The sequence below is a fragment of the Mitsuaria sp. 7 genome (genome assembly GCF_001653795.1).
Classification (GTDB): domain Bacteria; phylum Pseudomonadota; class Gammaproteobacteria; order Burkholderiales; family Burkholderiaceae_C; genus Roseateles.
Genome location: NZ_CP011514.1, coordinates 1,882,921 through 1,902,084, shown reverse-complemented (window position 1 = coordinate 1,902,084; position 19,164 = coordinate 1,882,921). Strand labels below are relative to the sequence as shown.

General features: G+C 68.2%; 15 protein-coding genes. 7 read left to right on the top strand and 8 right to left on the bottom strand.

From position 1 onward, the window contains the following. Positions 1 to 46 precede the first annotated feature (46 nt). Positions 47 to 535 carry a VOC family protein gene (locus tag ABE85_RS08475; protein ID WP_067282207.1) on the top strand — a complete coding sequence of 163 codons (489 nt, stop codon included), beginning with the start codon at positions 47 to 49 and terminating at the stop codon, positions 533 to 535. A gap of 38 nt (positions 536 to 573) precedes the next feature. On the opposite strand, the gene ABE85_RS08470 is transcribed toward ABE85_RS08475, so the two are convergent. The 3 genes from ABE85_RS08470 to ABE85_RS08460 all read right to left on the bottom strand — a co-directional run bounded on the left by ABE85_RS08470 (position 574) and on the right by ABE85_RS08460 (position 2,785). After that, positions 574 to 1,254: a DUF6928 family protein gene (locus ABE85_RS08470; protein WP_067272607.1), complete on the bottom strand. Its 681-nt coding sequence runs from the start codon at positions 1,252 to 1,254 to the stop codon at positions 574 to 576. 40 nt (positions 1,255 to 1,294) lie between these two features. After that, a complete protein-coding gene (locus ABE85_RS08465; protein WP_082938443.1) occupies positions 1,295 to 2,224 on the bottom strand; it encodes an alpha/beta hydrolase in 930 nt (309 codons plus the stop codon). A gap of 126 nt (positions 2,225 to 2,350) precedes the next feature. Beyond that, positions 2,351 to 2,785: a response regulator gene (locus ABE85_RS08460; RefSeq protein ID WP_067272604.1), complete on the bottom strand. Its 435-nt coding sequence runs from the start codon at positions 2,783 to 2,785 to the stop codon at positions 2,351 to 2,353. Positions 2,786 to 2,881: 96 nt separating this feature from the next. Between ABE85_RS08460 and ABE85_RS08455 the strand changes: the two genes are divergently transcribed. After that, positions 2,882 to 3,673, top strand: coding sequence for an inositol monophosphatase family protein (locus ABE85_RS08455; RefSeq protein WP_067272601.1), 792 nt, complete (start codon positions 2,882 to 2,884; stop codon positions 3,671 to 3,673). Between the two features lie 42 nt (positions 3,674 to 3,715). Beyond that, a complete protein-coding gene (locus tag ABE85_RS08450) occupies positions 3,716 to 5,137 on the top strand; it encodes an MFS transporter (RefSeq protein ID WP_067282203.1) in 1,422 nt (473 codons plus the stop codon). Positions 5,138 to 5,144: 7 nt separating this feature from the next. Here the strand turns inward: ABE85_RS08450 and ABE85_RS08445 are convergent, their stop codons facing one another. Together ABE85_RS08445 and ABE85_RS08440 are read right to left on the bottom strand one after the other, a co-directional pair. Beyond that, positions 5,145 to 6,080 carry a hypothetical protein gene (locus ABE85_RS08445; protein ID WP_197507262.1) on the bottom strand — a complete coding sequence of 312 codons (936 nt, stop codon included), beginning with the start codon at positions 6,078 to 6,080 and terminating at the stop codon, positions 5,145 to 5,147. Next, a complete protein-coding gene (locus tag ABE85_RS08440) occupies positions 6,080 to 7,156 on the bottom strand; it encodes a glycosyltransferase (RefSeq protein WP_067272598.1) in 1,077 nt (358 codons plus the stop codon). Before ABE85_RS08440 ends, ABE85_RS08445 begins: the two co-directional genes overlap by 1 nt. A 413-nt stretch (positions 7,157 to 7,569) precedes the next feature. On the opposite strand from ABE85_RS08440, the gene ABE85_RS08435 reads away from it, so the two are divergent. After that, complete coding sequence (locus ABE85_RS08435) at positions 7,570 to 8,814, top strand: efflux RND transporter periplasmic adaptor subunit (protein WP_067272578.1); 1,245 nt, start codon at positions 7,570 to 7,572, stop codon at positions 8,812 to 8,814. Positions 8,815 to 8,834: 20 nt separating this feature from the next. Then, a complete protein-coding gene (locus ABE85_RS08430) occupies positions 8,835 to 12,068 on the top strand; it encodes an efflux RND transporter permease subunit (RefSeq protein ID WP_067272575.1) in 3,234 nt (1,077 codons plus the stop codon). On the opposite strand, the gene ABE85_RS08425 is transcribed toward ABE85_RS08430, so the two are convergent. Then, a complete protein-coding gene (locus tag ABE85_RS08425) occupies positions 12,069 to 15,182 on the bottom strand; it encodes a sensor histidine kinase (protein ID WP_067272572.1) in 3,114 nt (1,037 codons plus the stop codon). It abuts the gene before it with no gap. A gap of 144 nt (positions 15,183 to 15,326) precedes the next feature. On the opposite strand from ABE85_RS08425, the gene ABE85_RS08420 reads away from it, so the two are divergent. Both ABE85_RS08420 and ABE85_RS26855 read left to right on the top strand, forming a co-directional pair. After that, positions 15,327 to 15,689, top strand: a complete 363-nt coding sequence (locus tag ABE85_RS08420) for a hypothetical protein (protein ID WP_157522101.1) — start codon at positions 15,327 to 15,329, stop codon at positions 15,687 to 15,689. Positions 15,690 to 16,059: 370 nt separating this feature from the next. Beyond that, positions 16,060 to 17,274 (top strand): NHL repeat-containing protein, encoded by a 1,215-nt coding sequence (locus ABE85_RS26855; RefSeq protein ID WP_197507260.1) that lies wholly within the window; start codon positions 16,060 to 16,062, stop codon positions 17,272 to 17,274. Positions 17,275 to 17,293: 19 nt separating this feature from the next. Here ABE85_RS26855 and ABE85_RS08415 read toward each other — a convergent pair whose 3' ends face one another. After that, positions 17,294 to 18,706: an FAD-binding oxidoreductase gene (locus ABE85_RS08415; protein ID WP_067272565.1), complete on the bottom strand. Its 1,413-nt coding sequence runs from the start codon at positions 18,704 to 18,706 to the stop codon at positions 17,294 to 17,296. Then, positions 18,703 to 19,158, bottom strand: coding sequence for a DUF2069 domain-containing protein (locus tag ABE85_RS08410; RefSeq protein ID WP_067272561.1), 456 nt, complete (start codon positions 19,156 to 19,158; stop codon positions 18,703 to 18,705). The genes ABE85_RS08415 and ABE85_RS08410 overlap by 4 nt, the downstream gene beginning before the upstream one ends. Between the last annotated feature and the right edge of the window lie 6 nt (positions 19,159 to 19,164).

Sequence of the window (19,164 nt, the reverse complement as noted above, 5' to 3'; positions counted from 1 at the left end):
GGGTATGACGACCGCTATTAATTACTAATGGCCAATTAATATGAAGATGAACACGACGAAGCCATACCGGATCCTCGGCATCCAGCAGATCGCGATTGGAGGGATGGACAAGGCGGCGCTCCGCCGGTTGTGGGTGGACGTGCTGGGACTGCAGATCACAGGCTCGTTTGTGTCGGAGCAGGAAAACGTCGACGAGGACATCTGTACGATCGGTGCCGGGCCCTACCGGGTCGAGGTCGATCTGATGCAGCCCCTGGATCCGGAAAAGAAGCCGGCGGTCCATGCGACGCCGCTGAATCACATCGGGCTGTGGGTGGACGATCTGCCCAAGGCCGTCGAGTGGATGACCGTGAACGGCGTGCGTTTCGCGCCTGGCGGCATCCGAAGGGGGGCGGCGGGGCACGACATCTGTTTCATCCACCCGAAGAGCAGCGGCGAGTTCCCGATCGGCGGGGAGGGCGTGCTGATCGAGCTGGTCCAGGCGCCGGACGAGGTGGTGAGCGCCTTGGGCGGGCGAACCGGATCAGAGGCCTGATCCGCGCGACCGGGGGGTGTCAGCGTCTGGGGGCGACGTCACCAGAATTTCCACCAGGGGGTGGGCTCGGAGTGTTCTTCAAGCGCCGCCCTGCGTCGAATGCCTGAGCGTTGGAAGTGCAGCAAGGGAATGGAGAACGGATCGACTTTCGCTGCGGCGCGGCCCTCGAGTTGGTAGCCGAATCGGGCGAGGAGGACCTCTTCGCCAAGCTCCAGTGGATGGAAGGGCAAGGGGTAGGCGTCGTCGCCCTGATCGATGGTCGCGCGTGGCTGTTCCGCCCAGTACGGCGCTTCGAAGGGCAGCGGCTCTCCGATGTCTTCCAGGATCCCGCTGTCCGGCGACAGGCTCAGGGAGCGGATGAGGCGTCCGTCTTCCCAGACGGCAAAGGCGAACCAGTCGACCACGCTGTGCATGGCGTGCAAGGTGATCCGGCGCTTGCCGGCGATGTCGAGGAAGCGGCCCGGCAGTTGCGAAGGGTGATCGATCGCGAACTCGCTGGCCGCGATGACGGCAACGCCGGGAAAACAGCCGATGAACATCAGCGGGTCCGGCGGATTGGTGTAGCTCAGATCGCCTTCGCCGATCAGTTCGAGCGTTTCCCCCGGAAAGAGCGCTTCAGCCAGCGCACGCGAGGCGTCGCGGTCGAGCGCCGGCTGCCGCTCCAGCGCCTCGCGAGCGTCGCCGTCCGCGATGACCAGCATCCAAGTCTTGGCCCCCATGCGCCATCCTCTCCGTTCGATGGCGAGGATGGTAATCGCGTCAACCCTGGTACGGTCCTTTCCCGGGCAGCGCCCACAGCAGGCCGAGCGTCGCGCCGGCCGGCGCGACGGTGAGGTGGTCCTCGCCGGCCATCACGCGCGTGTCGATGCGCAGTGACTTGTAGCGGCGCTTGCGCAGCAGCGCCTCGAAACGACGTGCATCGGCGACGAGATCGGCCTCCTTGTTGAAGCGCGGACCCGGCGCCACGGCCTCGTAGGCGCCGACGTACTGGAAGACGCGGGCCGCCAGATCGTTGTGCTGCTTCGCGTAGGCAGCTTCGCGCTCGAACATCAGGTGGCGATCGAACCAGAACGACGGACTGCCGAGGATGTAGTGGCTGAACAGCGTCGGTCTTGCGAACAGCACCTGCGCCGCGAGCAGCGCGCCATAGGAATGTCCAAGCAGGACCCGGCGGTCCGGGTCGAACTGGTACCGGGCCGAGATCGCCGGCACGGCGACCTCGCTCAGATACCGGAGGTAGGCCGCTCCCTCGCCGTAGCGCGGCGCGCCATAACGGTCGGCGGGCTGGCCGGAACGGATCCGGGGATCGCTGGGGGTGTAGTCGCGTGAACGCATGTCCACGGCGGATTCATCCGCTGGCCCCGCCAATCCGACGACGGCGAAATCGGCCAGGTTGCGTCCGTGCTGGCCCACGCGGTTGCGAAGGGCCCGCACGAGCGGGAACGCGTACGGCGCGTCGGTCACGAACACGGCCGGCCGGGGACCGGCGGTCGGGGGCGCATCCGGCGGCAGGTCGATCCAGGCCTCGTATCGGCGACCCGTGGCTGGATCGGGCAGCGGATGGACGAAGGTGCCGGGAAGGACGTAAGGCCCGGTGGCCTCGGGCAGCACGGGCGCGGCGATGGACCGGGCGGTCGGCATCAGCAGCGGGCCCAGCATCGCGGCGAGAGTTTGCCTGCGGTCGATCATGCGAGGGAGCTGGAGCAACGAAGGGTCGCGAGTGTCTCGCGCCACCGCGCCGCCCCGCGTCCTGGAAGCGGTTACGCACGTTACGCGCGATGCGCGCACCTGGCGAGCGCCGCGCCCGGGCGCGACTCAGTCGACCAGGATGTTCCGGTTCTTCAGCGTCAGATGGATCTTGTCGCCGACCGTGTCCTTGTTGAACGGCTTGACGATGTATCCGGTCGCGCCGAGTTGGGCGGCGCGGATGATGTCTTCCTTGCGGCCCTCGGCGGTGACCAGCAGCACCGGCACCTTGCGCAGCGGATCGGACTCCGGCTTGGCGCGCAGCGCCTCGAGCAGCTGGAAGCCGTTCATCACCGGCATGTTCACGTCGCTGAGCACGAAATGGATGGGCTCGCCGGACTCGGCCGAGAGCTCGAGCTGGCGCAGCGCGGCCTTGCCGTCCTCGGCTTCGAGGATCTTCTTGAAGCCGAGTTCGCGCAGCAGACCGGAAATGATGCGGCGCATGGTCGAAAAATCGTCGACCACCAGGAAACAGAACTCTTCGCGTTTGATCGTCGTGACCATGTGGAACCCCTTCAGGGGTGGAATCCTAGCGCGAGCCGGGTCTTGAGGGCGCCGGGGCTCGCTTCGGGGTCATGGCGCAGCGGGTAGCATCCCAGGATGACTTCGACAACGCCTGACCCCGTCGCCGCCCTGCTGCGCCACGCCGCCTCGACATGGATCGCGCCGCGTTTCCGCCATCTGGCGGACGACGAGGTGATGGAGAAGGCCCCCGGCGAGTGGGTCACGACCGTCGATCGCGACGTCGAAGCCTTCCTGACGCCCGAACTCCGCGCGCTGGTGCCCGGATCGCGCGTCGTCGGCGAGGAGCAATGCGCCGAGACGCCGGAACTGCTGGACCAGCTCGACGAGGGGGCCGTGTGGCTGGTCGATCCGCTGGACGGGACCTTCAACTTCATCTCCGGGAGGGAGCCGCTGTCGTCGATGGTGGCGCTGCTGGAGGATGGCGTCACCGTGGGCGCATGGATGCTGGATCCGATCTCGGGCGTGCTGCATCACGCCCGGCGCGGGCAGGGCGCCTGGCGGGAGTCCGAGCGGCTGCACGCCGCGTCGGGTCCGGGGCTGAAGCGGGCTGTCGTCAAGACGCGCTTCCTGCCGCAGGAACATCAGGATCGCGTCGCGACCTGGTCAGGCGTCGAGATCCTGTCCGGCCTCAACTGCGCCGGCGCCGAATACCCCGCTCTGGCCGAAGGCGCGTTCGACGCGACGCTGTACTGGCGCAAGCTCGCCTGGGACCATGCGCCGGGCACCCTCTTCATGACAGAAGCCGGAGGCTTCGCGGCGCGGCTGGACGGCACGCCGTATCGCGCGGGTGATCGGCAGCCGGGATTGCTCGTCGCCCGCAGTCCCGAGGTGTGGGAAGAGGCCGCGGCAGCCTGGAAGCCTGCATGACGCCAGGCGCGGCCGGAACGCCGATTGCCGCGTCTGCCGTCGATGACGGCTTCCCTCGATATCGCACGCCGGCTCGATCGGCTGCCCTGGTCGCGCTGGCACTGGCGCGTGGTGCTCGCGCTCGGCGTGGCATGGGTCCTGGACGGACTTGAAGTCACGCTGGTCGGCTCCGTCGGCGCCGTGCTGGAAAGACCTGACACCCTGGGCCTCAGCGCCGTCCAGGTGGGCTGGTCCGGGTCGCTGTATCTGGCGGGCGCCATCGTCGGTGCATTGATCTTCGGACGCATGTCCGACCGGCTTGGCCGCAAGAAATTGTTCCTCGCGACCCTCGCCATCTACGCCGTCGCCACGCTGGCGACGGCCTTCTCCACCGACTTCACCTTCTTTGCGCTGTGCCGCTTCGTCACCGGTCTCGGCATCGGCGGCGAGTACGCCGCGATCAACTCCGCGATCGACGAACTGGTGCCGGCCCGCGTGCGCGGCCGCGTGAACCTCGCGATCAACGGAAGTTTCTGGATCGGCGCCGCGCTGGGGGCCGCGTCCAGTCTCCTGCTGTTGCATCCGGACGTGCTGGGCCCTGTGCAAGGCTGGCGGGTGGGGTTCGGGATGGGCGCGCTGCTGGCGGTCGGCATGATGCTGGTACGTCGCCACGTTCCGGAGAGTCCCCGTTGGCTGCTGCGTCACGGCCGTGTCGAAGAGGCCTCCCGCATCATCGACGCCATCGAGGCAGAAGTCGTCGCCCAGCACGGACCGCTGCCGTCCGTCCCACCGGCAGCACAGAACGAGCATCGCCGCGCCGTGCCCACGATGCGCGAGGTGCTGCACGTGCTGCTGCGCCGCTACCGCGTGCGCAGCGGCGTCGCCATGTCGCTGATGCTGGCGCAGGCCTTCTTCTACAACGCGATCTTCTTCAGCTACGCGCTGGTGCTGACGCGCTTCTACGGCGTCGCCGACCACCGCGTGGCGCTCTACATCTTTCCCTTCGCGCTCGGGAACGTCCTGGGACCGCTGCTGCTGGGGCCCTTGTTCGACCGGGTCGGCCGCCGCCGCATGATCGCGCTGACCTATGGTCTGGCCGGCGTCGGCCTGGCGGCTACCGGCGTCGCCTTCCTCGCAGACGTGCTCGATGCGCGGTCGCAGGCGCTGTGCTGGTCGGCGGTGTTCTTCTTCGCGTCCGCGGCCGCCAGTTCCGCCTACCTGACGGTCAGCGAGATCTTCCCGCTGGAGATGCGCGCGATGGCGATCGCGATCTTCTACGCGGTCGGCACGGGCGCGGGCGGCTTCGCGGCGCCGTTGCTGTTCGGGTGGCTGGTGGAGAGCGGAGACCGCGGCAACGTGGCGATCGGCTATGGCATCGGTGCGGTGCTCGTGATCGTGGCGGGCCTGCTGGCGCTGCGCTTCGGCGTCGACGCTGAGCGCAGACCGCTGGAGGACGTCGCGCCCTCGATGCACGACGCGGACTAGCGCCGCCTCATCGCTTGCCGAACCACCGCCGCGCGCGGCGCTTCCAGTCCAGCCATTGCCGGTGTCTCGAGCGGTCGATGCGCTTCACGTCGATCAGCGTGACGTCGCCGCAGGCGGACATCGTGTGCAGGCCGCTGGCGAAGTCGCGGTGGGCGAGGTCGCCGGTGAAGGTCGCCGGCAGCGCCTGGACCTCGACGGCCTCCGGCGTCAGGCGGCTGAAGCGCACCCAGCGCGTCGCGCCGCCGTAGCCGTTGCGGCTGTCCTGCACTGGCAACGTCACGAGACCGTCCGCGCCGACGAAGGGCGTACCTGCGGGTCGCGCGCCGTCGTGCGCGGACCTCACCGGATTCGTGCGATGCGGTGTCCAGGGACCCTGCAGCGACTCGGCGTGGGCGACATGCAACTCGCGCTGGTCGCGCTTGTCCGGGCCGATGACCGCATAGAACATCCACCACATCCCATCGTGCCGCACCAGCGAGGCGTCGACCGCGCGCACGCCCGGAAGCAGCGCGCAGACCCGCTCCCACCGTTCCCAGCGCTCGGCGCCGTCGACGGCGCGGTAGAGCGCGACTTCCTCGGCCTGGCTCGATTCGGGGACCATCCACACCTGTCCTTCGTGCTCGAAGACGAAGGGGTAGGACAGATGGAAAGGCGTCTGCAGCACCGGCCTGGGCGCGCTCCAGGCGCCGTCGCTGAGGTTCAGCGTGAGGCGCTGCAGATCGGCCCGCTTGGTGCGGTAGTCGAAGTTCTCGACGAAGACATGCAAGGCGTCGCCGTCGCGCAAGGCGAAGGGATCGGCGTAGTAACGCCAGTCACCGGCCTCGGGCATCCAGACGATGCGGTCCCGCAGTTCGAGCAGCCGCTCGGGGCTGAGCAGATCGATGCGCTCGGGAACGACGCCGACGGTCCAGAAGTCCGACTTCGGTCGCTTGACCATGGACATCAACCCCGGACGTCTTCCACGCTCAGGCCGGCCAGGTCGTGCTCGCGCGCGCCCTGGCGCGTCAGCACGTCCTGGTAGAGGCCCAGCGTGGCGCGCACGGCGCTGGAGCGGTCGTAGCGCTGCATGTCGTAGTCGACCGGACGCCGGTTGTCGCGCTGCCGTTGCGCGAGCGCGGCGGCGACCGCCTGGCCCATGGCGGTCGCGTCATCGATCGGCACGATGGTCGATTGAGCCGGGTCCAGCATCTCGCGCGCGCCCAGCGTGGCGGTCGCGACGATCGGCAGGCGGGCACGCATGGCTTCGAGGATGGCCAGCGGGAACTGCTCCTCGCGCGACGAGGAGACGTACAGGTCCATCTCGCCGAGCAGTTCGTCCACATTCCATCGGAAGCCGAGCAGGTGGATGCGTTTGTCGTCGCCGCGCAGCGCCTCCAGTTCGGCGCGCTGCGGGCCTTCGCCGATCAGGACGAGATGGGCGGTCGACGGGGCGTGCTGCTGGAAGGCCTGGATCAGGGTGTGCATGCCCTTGGCCGCGTGCAGCCGGCCGACGCAGCCGATCACCGGCGCGGCGTGGGGGATGCCGAGCTCCATGCGCAAGGAACCCGACGGCGCCTTCGCGGCGCAGGAGCCGGGGCTGCGTTCCGGGGCCCAGTTGTAGATGACGCGATGCATGCCGCCGAATTCCTTCAGGTGATCGACCTGCGCCGAGTTGACGCACACCAGCGCGTCCATCCGCGCATGGTGATGCGTCTTGTACCCGACATGCAGCGTGCCCACCCGCGCGCTCTGCTTGGCCGCCGCCACCGCCTTGCAGGCGGGGCCCAGGTGACCATGGACGACGTCCGCGCCCAGCTTCGCGGCCAGGCGGCGCACGCGCGCGCCTCGCAGCAGCGGCAGGCGCAGGCCGTGGTAGCTCACGCGCTGGTCCAGCGCATGGCGGACAGCCGATCCCGCCGGCCCGATCACGTGGACCGTGTGGCCCAGCGCCGCCTGGGCGTTGGCCAGGTCGACGCAATGATGCTCGCCACCGGCGATGCGAGACGAGAAGACCACATGGACGATGGAAAGTGCGCGCATGACGTCGAATCGGCAAAAAGGATAAATAACGTCCGGAGTCTATTTCTTAACATTCAGCAATAGAGCGGGATTTCCCCCGAGATCGTGGGATGTACGGTGCGTCAATAGCAAAGGTGTGCGCAATTCCATGCGCGGTGTTGACGCTGCACGAACAGTCGGGGCGAAGGTGGGGCGAGCCACGCGCTCAGTTGGGGCGTGGGGATGTCCAGGTCGATGAAACCTGACGTAACCAAACCGGCAATGCCGGGGGGCGTGGCCGGCGGCGCGACGAAGCGCTGTTTCCCTGGGATGAACTGCAGGGCGTGACCACCTGCATGCAGGGTCATTGAAGTTAAGCTAGCGCGCCTTTTTGCGGGTTTCGCACGAAGGACACATCTTTACGCCACCTGCCACGTTCCCCCGGAGCCCGCTTCATGCTGCGTCTGTCGCTGATCGCCCTTGTCGTTGCATCCCTGCTTGCCGGTTGCGGCAAGTCCTCTCCCGACAAGAAGGCGTCGCCTGCGGCCGAGGCAGCCAGCGCGCCCAGCCTGCTGGTGGCCAACGAGGACGTCCAGACCCTGGGCGTGAGCGCCTATGCCAGCGGCCCGGTGATCACCGGTTCCATCCAGCCGGAGCGCCGCGCCGACCTGCGCGCCGAACTGCAGGCCATCGTGCTGCAGGTCTACAAGGAGAACGGCGAGCGCGTGAAGCGCGGCGACCTGCTGGTGCGCCTGGACGACACGGCCATCCGTGACACGGTCCAGTCCGCCGACGAGTCCGCCCGCGCGTCCTCGCAGAGCTTCGAGCAGGCCGAGCGCCAATACCAGCGTCTGAAGACCTTGCAGGCGCAGGGCATGAGTTCCATCCAGGCGATGGAAGACGCCGAGATCCGACGCAACAACGCGCAGAGCGACCTGGTCGCCGCCCGCGCCCGCGTGGCCACGGCGCGCCAGCAACAGCAGCGTACCGAGGTGCGCGCGCCGTTCGACGGCGTCGTCAGCGACCGCAAGGTCTCGCCGGGCGACTCCGCGCAGATCGGCAAGGAACTGATCAAGGTGATGGACCCGGCGTCCATGCGTTTCGAAGGTCTGGTCTCCGCCGACCGCATGTCCGAGCTCAAGCTCGCGCAGACGGTCTACTTCCGCGTCAACGGCTACCCGCAGGTCGACTTCCAGGGCAAGGTGCGCCGCATCGCGCAGGCCGCCAACGCCAACACGCGCCAGGTCGAGGTGCTGGTCGACTTCGCCGGCGCGCAGCAGCCCGGCGTGGCCGGCCTCTACGCCGAAGGGCGCGTGCAGACCAACAGCGTCTCGGCGTTGATGGTCGCGGACAGCGCGCTGGTGCGGGAGGGCGACAAGTCCTTCGTCTGGCGGCTGGACGGTGGCAAGGTCGCGAAGACCTCCGTGAACCTGGGGGCCCGGGATGACCGGCAGGGCCTGTATGTGGTGACCGGCGGGATCAAGCAGGGCGATCGCATCCTGCGCAGCCCGACCAGCACGCTGATCGACGGTCAACGCGTCGAGTTGAGCAAGACCGCGGTCTCCGCCGCAGGGACCACCAGCCCGGCGACCGGCTTGACCAACCCCAGCGGCGCGCCCGCGGCAGGGTCGACGACGTCGGGCTCGACCGCCGCGCCGCTGCCGGTGCTGCCGGTGGCTTCGGCCGCGTCGGCCCAGTGATGCGCACAGGAGCCTGAACCATGTTCCTTTCCAATTTCTCGGTCAAGAAGCCGATCGCGATGATCGTGATCATCATCGGCTTGATGGCCCTGGGCCTGCTGGCCCTGTCCAAGCTGCGCGTCAACGAGCGCCCCGACGTCGACCTGCCGCTGCTGGTGGTCAGCATCAGTTATCCGGGCGCGTCGCCGGAGACCTCCGAGCGCGAGATCGTCAACCGCATCGAGAAGTCGCTGCAGAGCATCTCCGGCGTGAACGAGGTCCGCTCGACCTCCGGCGAGGGTTCGGCCCAGCTGCTGCTGTTCTTCAACTTCGACAAGAACATGATCGAGGCGGCCGACGAGGTCCGCAACGCGATCGCCGCGGTCCGCCACAAGCTGCCGACCGAGATGCGCGAGCCCGTGCTGCAGCGCGTCGATCCGTCGGCGCAGCCGATCATGCAGCTGGCGCTCTCGTCCAGCACGCAGTCGCATGCCGAGATCTCGCGGATGGCGGAGGACCAGTTCGCCGACCGTTTCCGTGCCATCCCCGGTGCGGCGACGGTGACCGTGAACGGCTCGCTCAAGCGTGAGCTGTCGGTGTTGCTGAACGCGCAGAAGCTGCGCGAGTTCAACGTCTCGGTGACCGAGGTCGTCAACGCGCTGCGCATGCAGAACACGACGGCGCCGGTGGGCAAGGTCCGCGGGCAGCTGGAAGACCAGAGCATCCGGCTGCTGGGCCGCATCGAGTCGCCGGCCGATTTCAACCAGATCGTCGTGAAACGCTCGGGCAGCGAGCTCATCCGCCTGGGCCAGGTGGCTACGGTGCAGGACGGCTTCGCGGAGCAGACCGGCCTGTCGGTGCGCAACGGCCATCCGAACGTCGGCATCATGGTGACGCGCTCGCGCGACGCCTCGACGGTGAGCGTGGCCAAGGAAGTCCGCAAGCTGGTCGAGGAGATCGACAAGACGCTGCCCAAGGGCACCAAGCTCGAGGTCGTGCAGGACGGCGGGCAGGACGCGCAGGACAGCCTGAACAACGTGATCCACGCGCTGGTGTTCGGCGCGGGCCTGACCATCTTCGTCGTCTACGTGTTCCTGAACTCCTGGCGCTCGACGATGATCACGGCGCTGTCGCTGCCGACCTCGGTGATCGCGGCCTTCATCGCCGTCTGGCTGTGCGGCTTCACGCTGAACTTCATGAGCCTGCTGGGCCTGTCGCTGGCGATCGGGGTGCTGATCGACGACGCGATCGTGGTGCGCGAGAACATCGTGCGCCACATGGAGCGCGGCGCCGACCGCCGCACCGCCGCGCTGAAGGGCACGGCCGAGATCGGCCTGGCCGTCGCGGCGACGACCTTCTCCATCGTGGCCGTGTTCATCCCGGTGGCCTTCATGCCGGGCGTGTCGGGCGAGTGGTTCCGGCCCTTCGGGCTGACGGTGGTCGCCTCCGTGCTGGTCTCGCTTTTCATCTCGTTCACGCTGGACCCGATGCTGTCGGCGTTCTGGGGCGACCCTCCGGGACACCATGAGGCGCCCAAGACCGGCATCTCGAAGAAGCTGCAGGGCTTCAATGAATGGTTCGACCGGCAGGCCGACGGCTATGGCCACGTGATCGCGTGGGCGCTGCACCACCGCCGGTGGATGGCCGTGTTCGCGGTGCTGAGCTTCGCGCTGGCGATCTTCCTGCAGGGCACGCTGGGCGGCACGAGTTTCCTGCCGGCTTCGGACTCCGGGACCATCGCGATCGAGGTCCGCACGCCGGCCTCGTCCAGCCTGGAGTACGCGCGGCTGAAGATGGGCGCCGCGTCCGCGCTGGCGCGTGAGATCCCCGAGACCGTGGCCACCAACGAGAGCGTCAACGCCAGCGGCGGCCGTGTCTACGTGGACCTGGGCAAGAGCACCAAGCGCAAGCGCAGCGCGGCGGAGATCGCGGCCGACCTGCGCACGCGCGTGTCGCGGCTGGTGGGGGCGGAGTACGTGGTGCTCGACGACCTGAACAACGGCGCGCAGAAGCCGGTGCAGATCCGGTTCTCGGGCGCGGACTCGCGCAAGCTGATGGAGATCACCACCGACTACATGGAGAAGCTGCGCCGCGTGCCGGGCGCGGTGGACGTGGGCCTGTCGGAGCAGGATCCGCAGAACGAGCTGCAGATCGAGCTCAACCGCGGCCTGGCCAACACGCTGGGGATCTCGGTCGGCGACGCGGCGAACTCGCTGCGCGTGGCCTTCGCCGGCGTGGAGGTCGGCGACTGGATCGACCCGAGCAGCGAGACGCGTGATGTGGCGGTGCGGCTGGCGCCGGAGGACCGGGTGGACGCTAGCAACATCGAGCGCCTGCCGATCGCGGTGACCGGTGCCGGCGTGATGGTGCCGCTGGAGCAGATCGCGACGGTGACCATGGGCAAGGGCCCGGCCAAGATCCAGCACGCGGACGGCAAGCGGATGATCGCGGTGTCGGCCAACGCGCACGGCCGCTCGCCCGGCGAGGTCACCAGCGACGCGCTGAAGCTGGCCAAGGCCATCAACTTCCCGCCGGGGTACGGCATCGAACTGGCCGGCGCGGCGAAGGACCAGCAGGAGGTGTTCAGCGCGATGGGCATCGCGCTGGTCTCGGGCATCGGCCTGATGTACCTCATCCTGGTCATGCAGTTCGGCAGCTTCACGGCGCCGATGGGCGTGATGCTGTCGTTGCCGCTCTCGCTGATCGGCGTGGTGGTGGCCTTGCTGCTGACCAAGGGCACGCTGAACCTGATGAGCTTCATCGGCATCATCATGCTGGCCGGCCTGGTGGCGAAGAACGCGATCCTGCTGCTGGACGCCGCGCGCCAGGAGGAGGCGGCGGGCGTGCCGCGCGAGGAGGCGCTGATGCACGCGGGCCGCAAGCGCTTCCGGCCCATCCTGATGACGACCTTCGCGCTGATCGCCGGCATGCTGCCGGTGGCGGTGGGCATCGGCGAGGGCGGCGAGTTCTACCGCCCGATGGCGGTGGCGATCATCGGCGGCACGATCACGTCGACCTTCCTGACGCTGCTGATGGTGCCGAGCTTCTACGACAGCATCGAGATGTTCCGCGACAAGCAGCGCGCCCGCGTGGCGAAGGCGGGCGACGGCTGGGGCAAGGTGGGCGCGATGGCGATCAACCGGCTCGTCGAGCTGGCGGTGATCGTCGGTTTCCTCACCGGGCTGATCTTCGTGTGGTGGCTGATCGCCGGCCTGATCAACCGGGGCCGCCCGGTCGCGCACCACGAGGCCGTGCTGGGTGCGGGGGACGATTGATCAAACGCGACGCGCCCGACGCCACCACGGCGCGCCCGTCTTGAGGGACGTGGCCTCGCCGGACGGGTCGTACGCTCGCGCGGCGGGCGCGGACAGCTCGATCTCCGTCCCCCTGCCGACGTGGGACGTTAGCCGATAGGCGACACCGGCCAGCTCGGCGCGTTCGCGCATGCCCGACAGGCCCCAGTGGCCCGCCCGTCCGCCGCGTTCCTGCACGTCGTCGGGCACGCCGACGCCGTCATCGCGGATGAAGAGTGCGAAGCGCGCGGCCTCGTAGTGGAGCGTGACTTCGATCTGCCCGGCCTGCGCGTGCTGGAACGCGTTGAAGATCGCCTCGCGCGAGATCAGGCAGATCGAGGCCGACAGCGTCGGCACCAGCGGACGCGGCCTGCCCTCGACGGACAGCGCGAAGGCGGCGCCATGCGTGTGCGAGAGTTCGCGCCCGAGCGCCTCCAGCGTGTGCTCGAGCAGGTTGGCATCGGGCGGCGGCAGGCGCAGGTCGGTGACGCGATCGCGGCCCTCGACGAGCAGCGCATCCGCGTCGGTCAGCACGCGTTCCATCGCCGCGCGCTCCGTGCCGGGCAGCCGGCGCGCGATGGCTTCAAAGCGCAGGATCAACCCGTACACGCCCTGCAGCAGCGTGTCGTGCAGGTCCCGGGCGATGCGCTCGCGCTCCTGCACGCGGGCGGCGAGACGCTCCTGCTCGTGCAGGCGACGCTGTCGCGCGCGCAGCGCGGCCAGCGCGCCCAGCGTCGCCAGGCCCACCAGCACGGCGGCCGCGCGGAACCACGCGCTCTGGGTCAGGGTCGGCGCGATCTCGAAGTGCAGCGTCGCGGGCGTGGCGCTCCATGGCCCGCCGTCCTGGGACGCCTCCACGTGGAAGTCGTACTCGCCCGGACCGAGGTTGGTGTAGAACGCCCGGCGCCGCGTGCCTGCGTCCTGCCAGCCGCGATCCTGTCCGATCAGCCGGTACCGGAATCGCGTGCGCTCCGGCTGGGCGAGGCTGATCGCCGTGTAGGTGATCTCCAGGTCCCGCGTGCCGGGGGACAGGTGTTGCCGGCCGTTGTCGCCGAGTCCGTCTCCATTGGCGCTGGCGCCGCCCGTTCCACGGACTCCACCGACCGGCGTGGTCTCGCCACGCACGAAGAGACCTTGCACCTCGACGGGCGGCGGCACAGGTTCTCCCTTGGGCAAGCGCGTCGGATCGATGCGCACCAGGCCGTTGCTGAGCGAGAACCAGAGGACGCCGTCCGGCGTGCGCGCGGCCGTGCGCAACGGCCAGGACTGCTCGGCGCGACCGGAGAGGCCGTCGATCAGATCGAAGCGCCGCCCTGAGGGACGTGACGTGTCGGCGCCGGCAGGAAGCAACGCGCGTCGGACCTCGTCGGCGGTCAGCCGGGTGATCCCGTTGGCGCCGTTCAGCCACAGCTCGCCGTCGGGCGTCTCGACGATCCCGGACACACCGTCCAGCGCGTCGGGGTCGGCCAGCCGCAGCGTCGGCAGACCGGGCGCGGACACGAGCTGAACGCCGCGTTCGCCGCCGACCCACAGATGGTCGCCCTTGGGCGCGATGACCTTGATCGAACCGATCTTGAGGCCGTCGGCGGGCGTCAGTGCGAGGGTCTTCCCGCCCTCGCGGCGGAACAGCGAGCCGTCGCCATAGCCGACCCAGATCCGGTCCCGCGCATCCCGGGCGATCGCATTGGGCCCCTTGCGCGGAAAGCCCTCGGCGCCGAAAAGTCGGATGACCTGGCCGTCGGCATAACGCATCAGGCCATAGCGATTGCCGCAGAACCAGATCGCGCCGTCGGCGTCCTCCGTGACCTCGAAGACCGCGGCCATCCATGGTTGACCATCGGGTGTGGGCAGCGGGACGAAGCGGCCCCCTTCCTGTCGCCACAAGCCCGTGCGTCCTCCGGCCCAAAGCTGTCCGCGACTGTCGACCAGCACGCTGGTGAAAGTCTCCATCCGCGGGTCGACCGGGAGTTGCTCGAACGTCGCGCTTCCCGATGCGCGGCGCTGCAGCGTGTTGCCGGACGCGATCCAGAGATTGCCGCGGTCGTCGGTCGACATGGCGATGCTGGCGCTTCGGGACGCCAGATCGACACGGTCGACGCCGGCCCCGCGGAAGCGGTCCAGCCCGCCGTTGGTGCCGACCCAGATCGCGCCGTCGCGGTCCTGGAAGATGCGCATCACGAGTTCGCCGGACAGTCCTTTGTCGATGCCGAGAAACTGACGGCTGGCGGCCGCTGCCGCCGGCGTTCCGGAGACGTCCATGCGGTTGATGCCGTCCAGCGCGCCGTACCAGAGCAGGCCCTGCCGGTCGAAGGTCGGCATGAAGAAGCTCTTCGGCACCCCATAGGTCGGTTCGGCCGCGGAAGCGGCGGGTTCGCCGGGGACGGGCAGTGGACCGAAGCCGCGGGTGGCGGGGGACATGTCGTTGGCCCACGCACGACCGTCGGTGGCGATGACGAGCTGGGAAAGGCCGAGCGCGGGCTGCCCGGTAGCGACGAAACGCGCGCTCGCGGCGGTCTTGATGAACACGGTGCGGTCGGTGACGGCCCAGACGTTGCCGCGATCGTCGACGTCGACCTTCATCGTCAGCGGGGTGCGTCCGGTGCCGTCGTCGTAACCGGACTCCGGGCCGATCGCCGTCCACCGATCGCCTTCGCGCTTGAGCAGGGATCGACCGGTGGCGGTCCACAGCGTGCCGTCGGGTTGCCGGGCGAAGGCGCGGGTCGAGGTCGCGAAATGTCCGCCCGCAGGATCGAGGTGAAGGACGCGGCCCTGGCGGACCAACGCGGTGCCTCCGTCGAGCAGGCCGACCCACAACGCGTTGTCCTTCGTCGCGAAAAGCGACAGCACCTGCCGACTCGGCAGCGGCTGGCCGGCGATCGCATCGAAACGCTCGAAGCGCACGCCATCGAATCGGAAGAGTCCCGCGCCGGTGCCCAGCCAGAGGTAGCCGTCGGTGGTCTGCGCGATGGCCATCACCGGGCCCGGCATGCCGTCCTTCAGCGTCCAGGTCGTGTGCTGCAGATGTGCGAGCGGCTGCTCGGACGGTGTCGACGACTGCGCGTGAGCGGTCGGCGGCAGCAACACCGTCAACGCCATCAGTGTCGAACGGGCGGCGAGGGCGAGGAGGTGCGGACGGATCGGGGGCGAAAAGGACGTCGGAAGCGGCATCGAAGAGGGGCGGACGCGGAAGCGATGGGATTGTGCCTGTGGGCAGGGGTGCCGAAGTTCTCACGCTCGTCGATGCCGCTGCGCGAACTCGACTTGCGCCCAGAGCACTGGGGGGGGCTGTCCAACCTTGAAAGCAACCCGATGATTTTCGTTTTTGATGAATTGCTGCGACGTGCAGCAGGCCCCATCGTGCGTATGGTCCTGGCGGCCTGCGCGCTGACCGGCGTCGCGGCGTGTGATGGCAGCGAGGACGCTGCTCCCACGGAGAGCGCGGCCTCACCGGCTATCGCCGCCGCCGGTGAAGCGACGCAGTTGCCTGCGCAAGCTTCCGAACCTCTTGCGGACAACGTCGACGCGACCCACACGGCTCAACGGGCGTGGCCTTGGAGAGGCGCGGCGGAGATGGCCACGTGGCGGATCAAAGGTGCGCCCTGATCAACGGCCGCGGCCTGCGACTGCACTTATTGGCAGTTCGAAGATCCGCTCAACGAACCCAACACGACCCCAGCAAGACTTGAGTAGCTCTTAGCAATCCAGGAGCAATGCGATGTATTCGGTTCATGAAAACGCGCCGCGGCTAGCGGCACTGCGTACCGTGCAAGCGGCCGTGTCCATCCTTCTTTTGGCCGGCGTAGCGGCTTGTGGCGGTGGGGGCAGCGACGTCGCTTCAACGCCGATCTCCATTACTCCGCCACCTATTGACGCTGGCCTGCCGACGAATCCAGCAACTCCGACGGCTCCTGCATCAGACCCGGCCTCGACACCGACACCGACACCAGTTCCGACTCACACGATCGTCGGAAACGTGATCGGCCTGGATGCTGGCAATGTGCTGGTGCTCCGGCAGAACGGTGGCGACGATCTGAGCGTCAAGGCCAACGGTGCGTTCTCCTTTGCAGCGCCTGTCGCTGATGGCACCACGTTCTCCGTGACCGTGAAGGACCAACCGCTGTGGCAGAACTGTGCGATCTCCAATGCCAGAGGCACTGCAACGGCGGTGGCAAGCAACGTGACGGTGATGTGCGTCGCGGCGCAGGCTGAGGTCACGACGTTGGCTGGCTCCAGTGCAGCAGGATCGGCTAATGGCAATGGTTCAAATGCAACGTTCAAATACCCCACTGGGGTTGCAGTAGATGGGGGTGGAAACGTCTACGTTTCCGATACGTACAACAACTTGATCCGGAAGATATCGCCGTTGGGTGACGTCACGACGCTGGCTGGCTCTGGCGTGGGAGGATCGAACAATGGCAACGGCGGAGGAGCGACGTTCCACTATCCCTACGGCGTAGCTGTGGGCAGCGGTGGAAATCTCTACGTCTCGGATGCGTTCAATAATCTGATTCGAAAGATTTCCCCAGCGGGTGAGGTGACGACGCTCGCCGGCTCAGGGGCTGATGGCGCTGAAAATGGCAAAGCAGTCAATGCCTCGTTTTCGACGCCAAAGGGCATCGCAGTGGACAGAGCAGGGAACGTTTATGTCGCAGACTCGACTGGGGATGTGATGCGCAAGATCACGCCGGGGGGCGAAGTTTCCACTCTGGCGGGTTCCGCGTCGTTTGGGTTCGCAAACGGAAATGGCCTCAATGCATCTTTTTCCCAGCCAAATGGTGCGGCAGTTGACGGTGACGGGAACGTCTACGTGGCGGACTCGAACAACGGACTGATCCGCAAGATCAACGGAGTCGGCGATGTCACGACGTTGGCAGGCTCCGGCGCAAGAGCTTCCATCGATGGCAGCGGTGCCAATGCATCATTCAACGGGCCAATTGGCGTGGCCGTGGACAGCGGCGGTAATGTCTACGTGGCTGACATTCACGGAAACCAGATTCGCAGGATCTCGCCCACAGGGGACGTAAGAACCCTCGCGGGATCCGGCGCGCAGGGCGCAGCCAGCGCTATCGGTCCTGCTGCAACTTTCAATCGACCCTTCGGCATCGCGGTCGACCGCCAGGGGAACGTCTACGTCGCAGATTCGGGCAACAACCTGATCCGCAAGATCAGCCCAGTGCGCACACCATAAGTCGAACTTCGACGTTTGCTTAGATGACGCGGCCCGGATTAAGCAGGCCCCTTGGATCCAACGCCTGCTTGATCTGCCGCATCAGCTGCATCGCCACCGGGCTCTTGCGCTGCGCGAGTTCCTCGCGCTTGAGCTGCCCGATGCCGTGCTCGGCGGAGATGGACCCGCCGTGCGCCGCCACCTGGTCGTAGACGACCTCGTTGACTTCGGTCTCGTGCTCGCGAAGGAAGTCCGCGGCGGCGACGCCTTCCGGCGCCTGGAGGTTGTAGTGCAGGTTGCCGTCGCCCAGATGGCCGAAGTCCACCAGCCGCGAGCCCGGGAAACGCTCCGCCAGCAACGCGTCGCAGCGTTCGACGAACGCCGGGATGCGCGACACCGGCAGCGCGATGTCGTGCTTGATGTTCAGGCCTTCCTCGCTCTGCGCCAGCGGGATGGACTCGCGCAGGTGCCACATCGCCTGGCTCTGCGACAGGCTCTCCGCCACCGCCGCGTCGTCGATCGCGCCGCGCTCCAGCGCTTCCTCGAGCAGGCCTTCGAACTGCGTGCGGGCGTGGTCCTCACCCTCGCTGTCCGACAGCTCCAACAGCACCGTCCACGGCCGCGGGCCGAGCGGCTGCGGCAACTGCGGGAAGTGCTTGCGGACCAGCGCCAGCGACAGCGCGTTCATGACCTCGAAGCCGGTCAGCGCGGCGCCGCAGCGCGACCGCGCCAGGTCCAGCAGCGCCACCGCTTCGCCCAGCGTGTCGCAGGCGGCCAGCGCCGTCATCCGCGCGCGCGGCAGCGGATGCAGCTTCAACGTCGCCGCGGTGATCACGCCCAGCGTGCCCTCCGAGCCGATGAACAGGTCGCGCAGGTCGTAGCCGGTGTTGTCCTTGCGCAGGCCGGACAGCCCGTCCCAGACGGTGCCGTCCGCGGTCACCACCTCCAGGCCGAGGCAGAGTTCGCGGGCGTTGCCGTAGCGCAGCACCTGCGTGCCGCCGGCGTTCGTCGCCAGATTGCCGCCGATGGTGCAGCTCCCTTCGGCCGCGAGGCTCAGCGGGAACAGCCATCCCGCCTCGCGCGCCGCCTGCTGCACGTTCTGCAGCACGCAGCCGGCTTCGACGGTCATCGTCAGGTTGGAAGGATCGATGTGGCGGACTCGGTTCAACCGCTGCAGGCTCAGCAGCAGCTGGGTGCCCGAGTCGTCGGGAACGCCGCCTCCGACGAGCCCGGTGTTGCCACCCTGCGGCACCAGCGGCACGCCGTGCTCGCGAGCGAGCGCCACCACCGCGGCGACCTGCGCCGTATCGGCCGGCCGGACCACGGCCAGTGCACGTCCGATGTAGCGCTTGCGCCAGTCGCGCTCGAAGCCGGACAGGTCGTGCTCGGCAGGCAGCAGGACATGCGCATTGCCCAGCGCCGCGCGCAGGGCGGCGATCAGGGCGGTAGTCATCGTGCGTCCTTCGTCGACCTGTCGTCGGCCAGTCTGGCCTCGGCCAGCCGCTGCCGGATCTGCGCGGCGCAGGCGACGAAGATGGCCACCGACAGCACCACCTCGACCCACGCGAGCGCCATGCCGACGCCGCCTTCGGACGTGCCGCGGACCAGGCCCTCGGTCACGTAGAGCCAGATCATCAGGCTCAGCCAGCGGTAGGTGTACATGCGGTAGCGCCACAGGCCGGGCAGCGGCAGCAGCAGCGGCAGCGCCTTGATCGCGAGCGTGCCGCGTCCCGTCGGTGCCAGCCAGAGCTCCCAGGCCAGGCACACCAGCGCCAGCGCCAGCGTGGCGAAGAAGGCGAGCTGCCGGCTGCCGCGTTCCCGCGCGGTGGGCGCCGAACGCGAGGTCGGGGCGGCCGGGGAGGTCGCTCCGGACCTTGTCGAAGGGGCGGCATCGAGGCTTGACATGGCTGG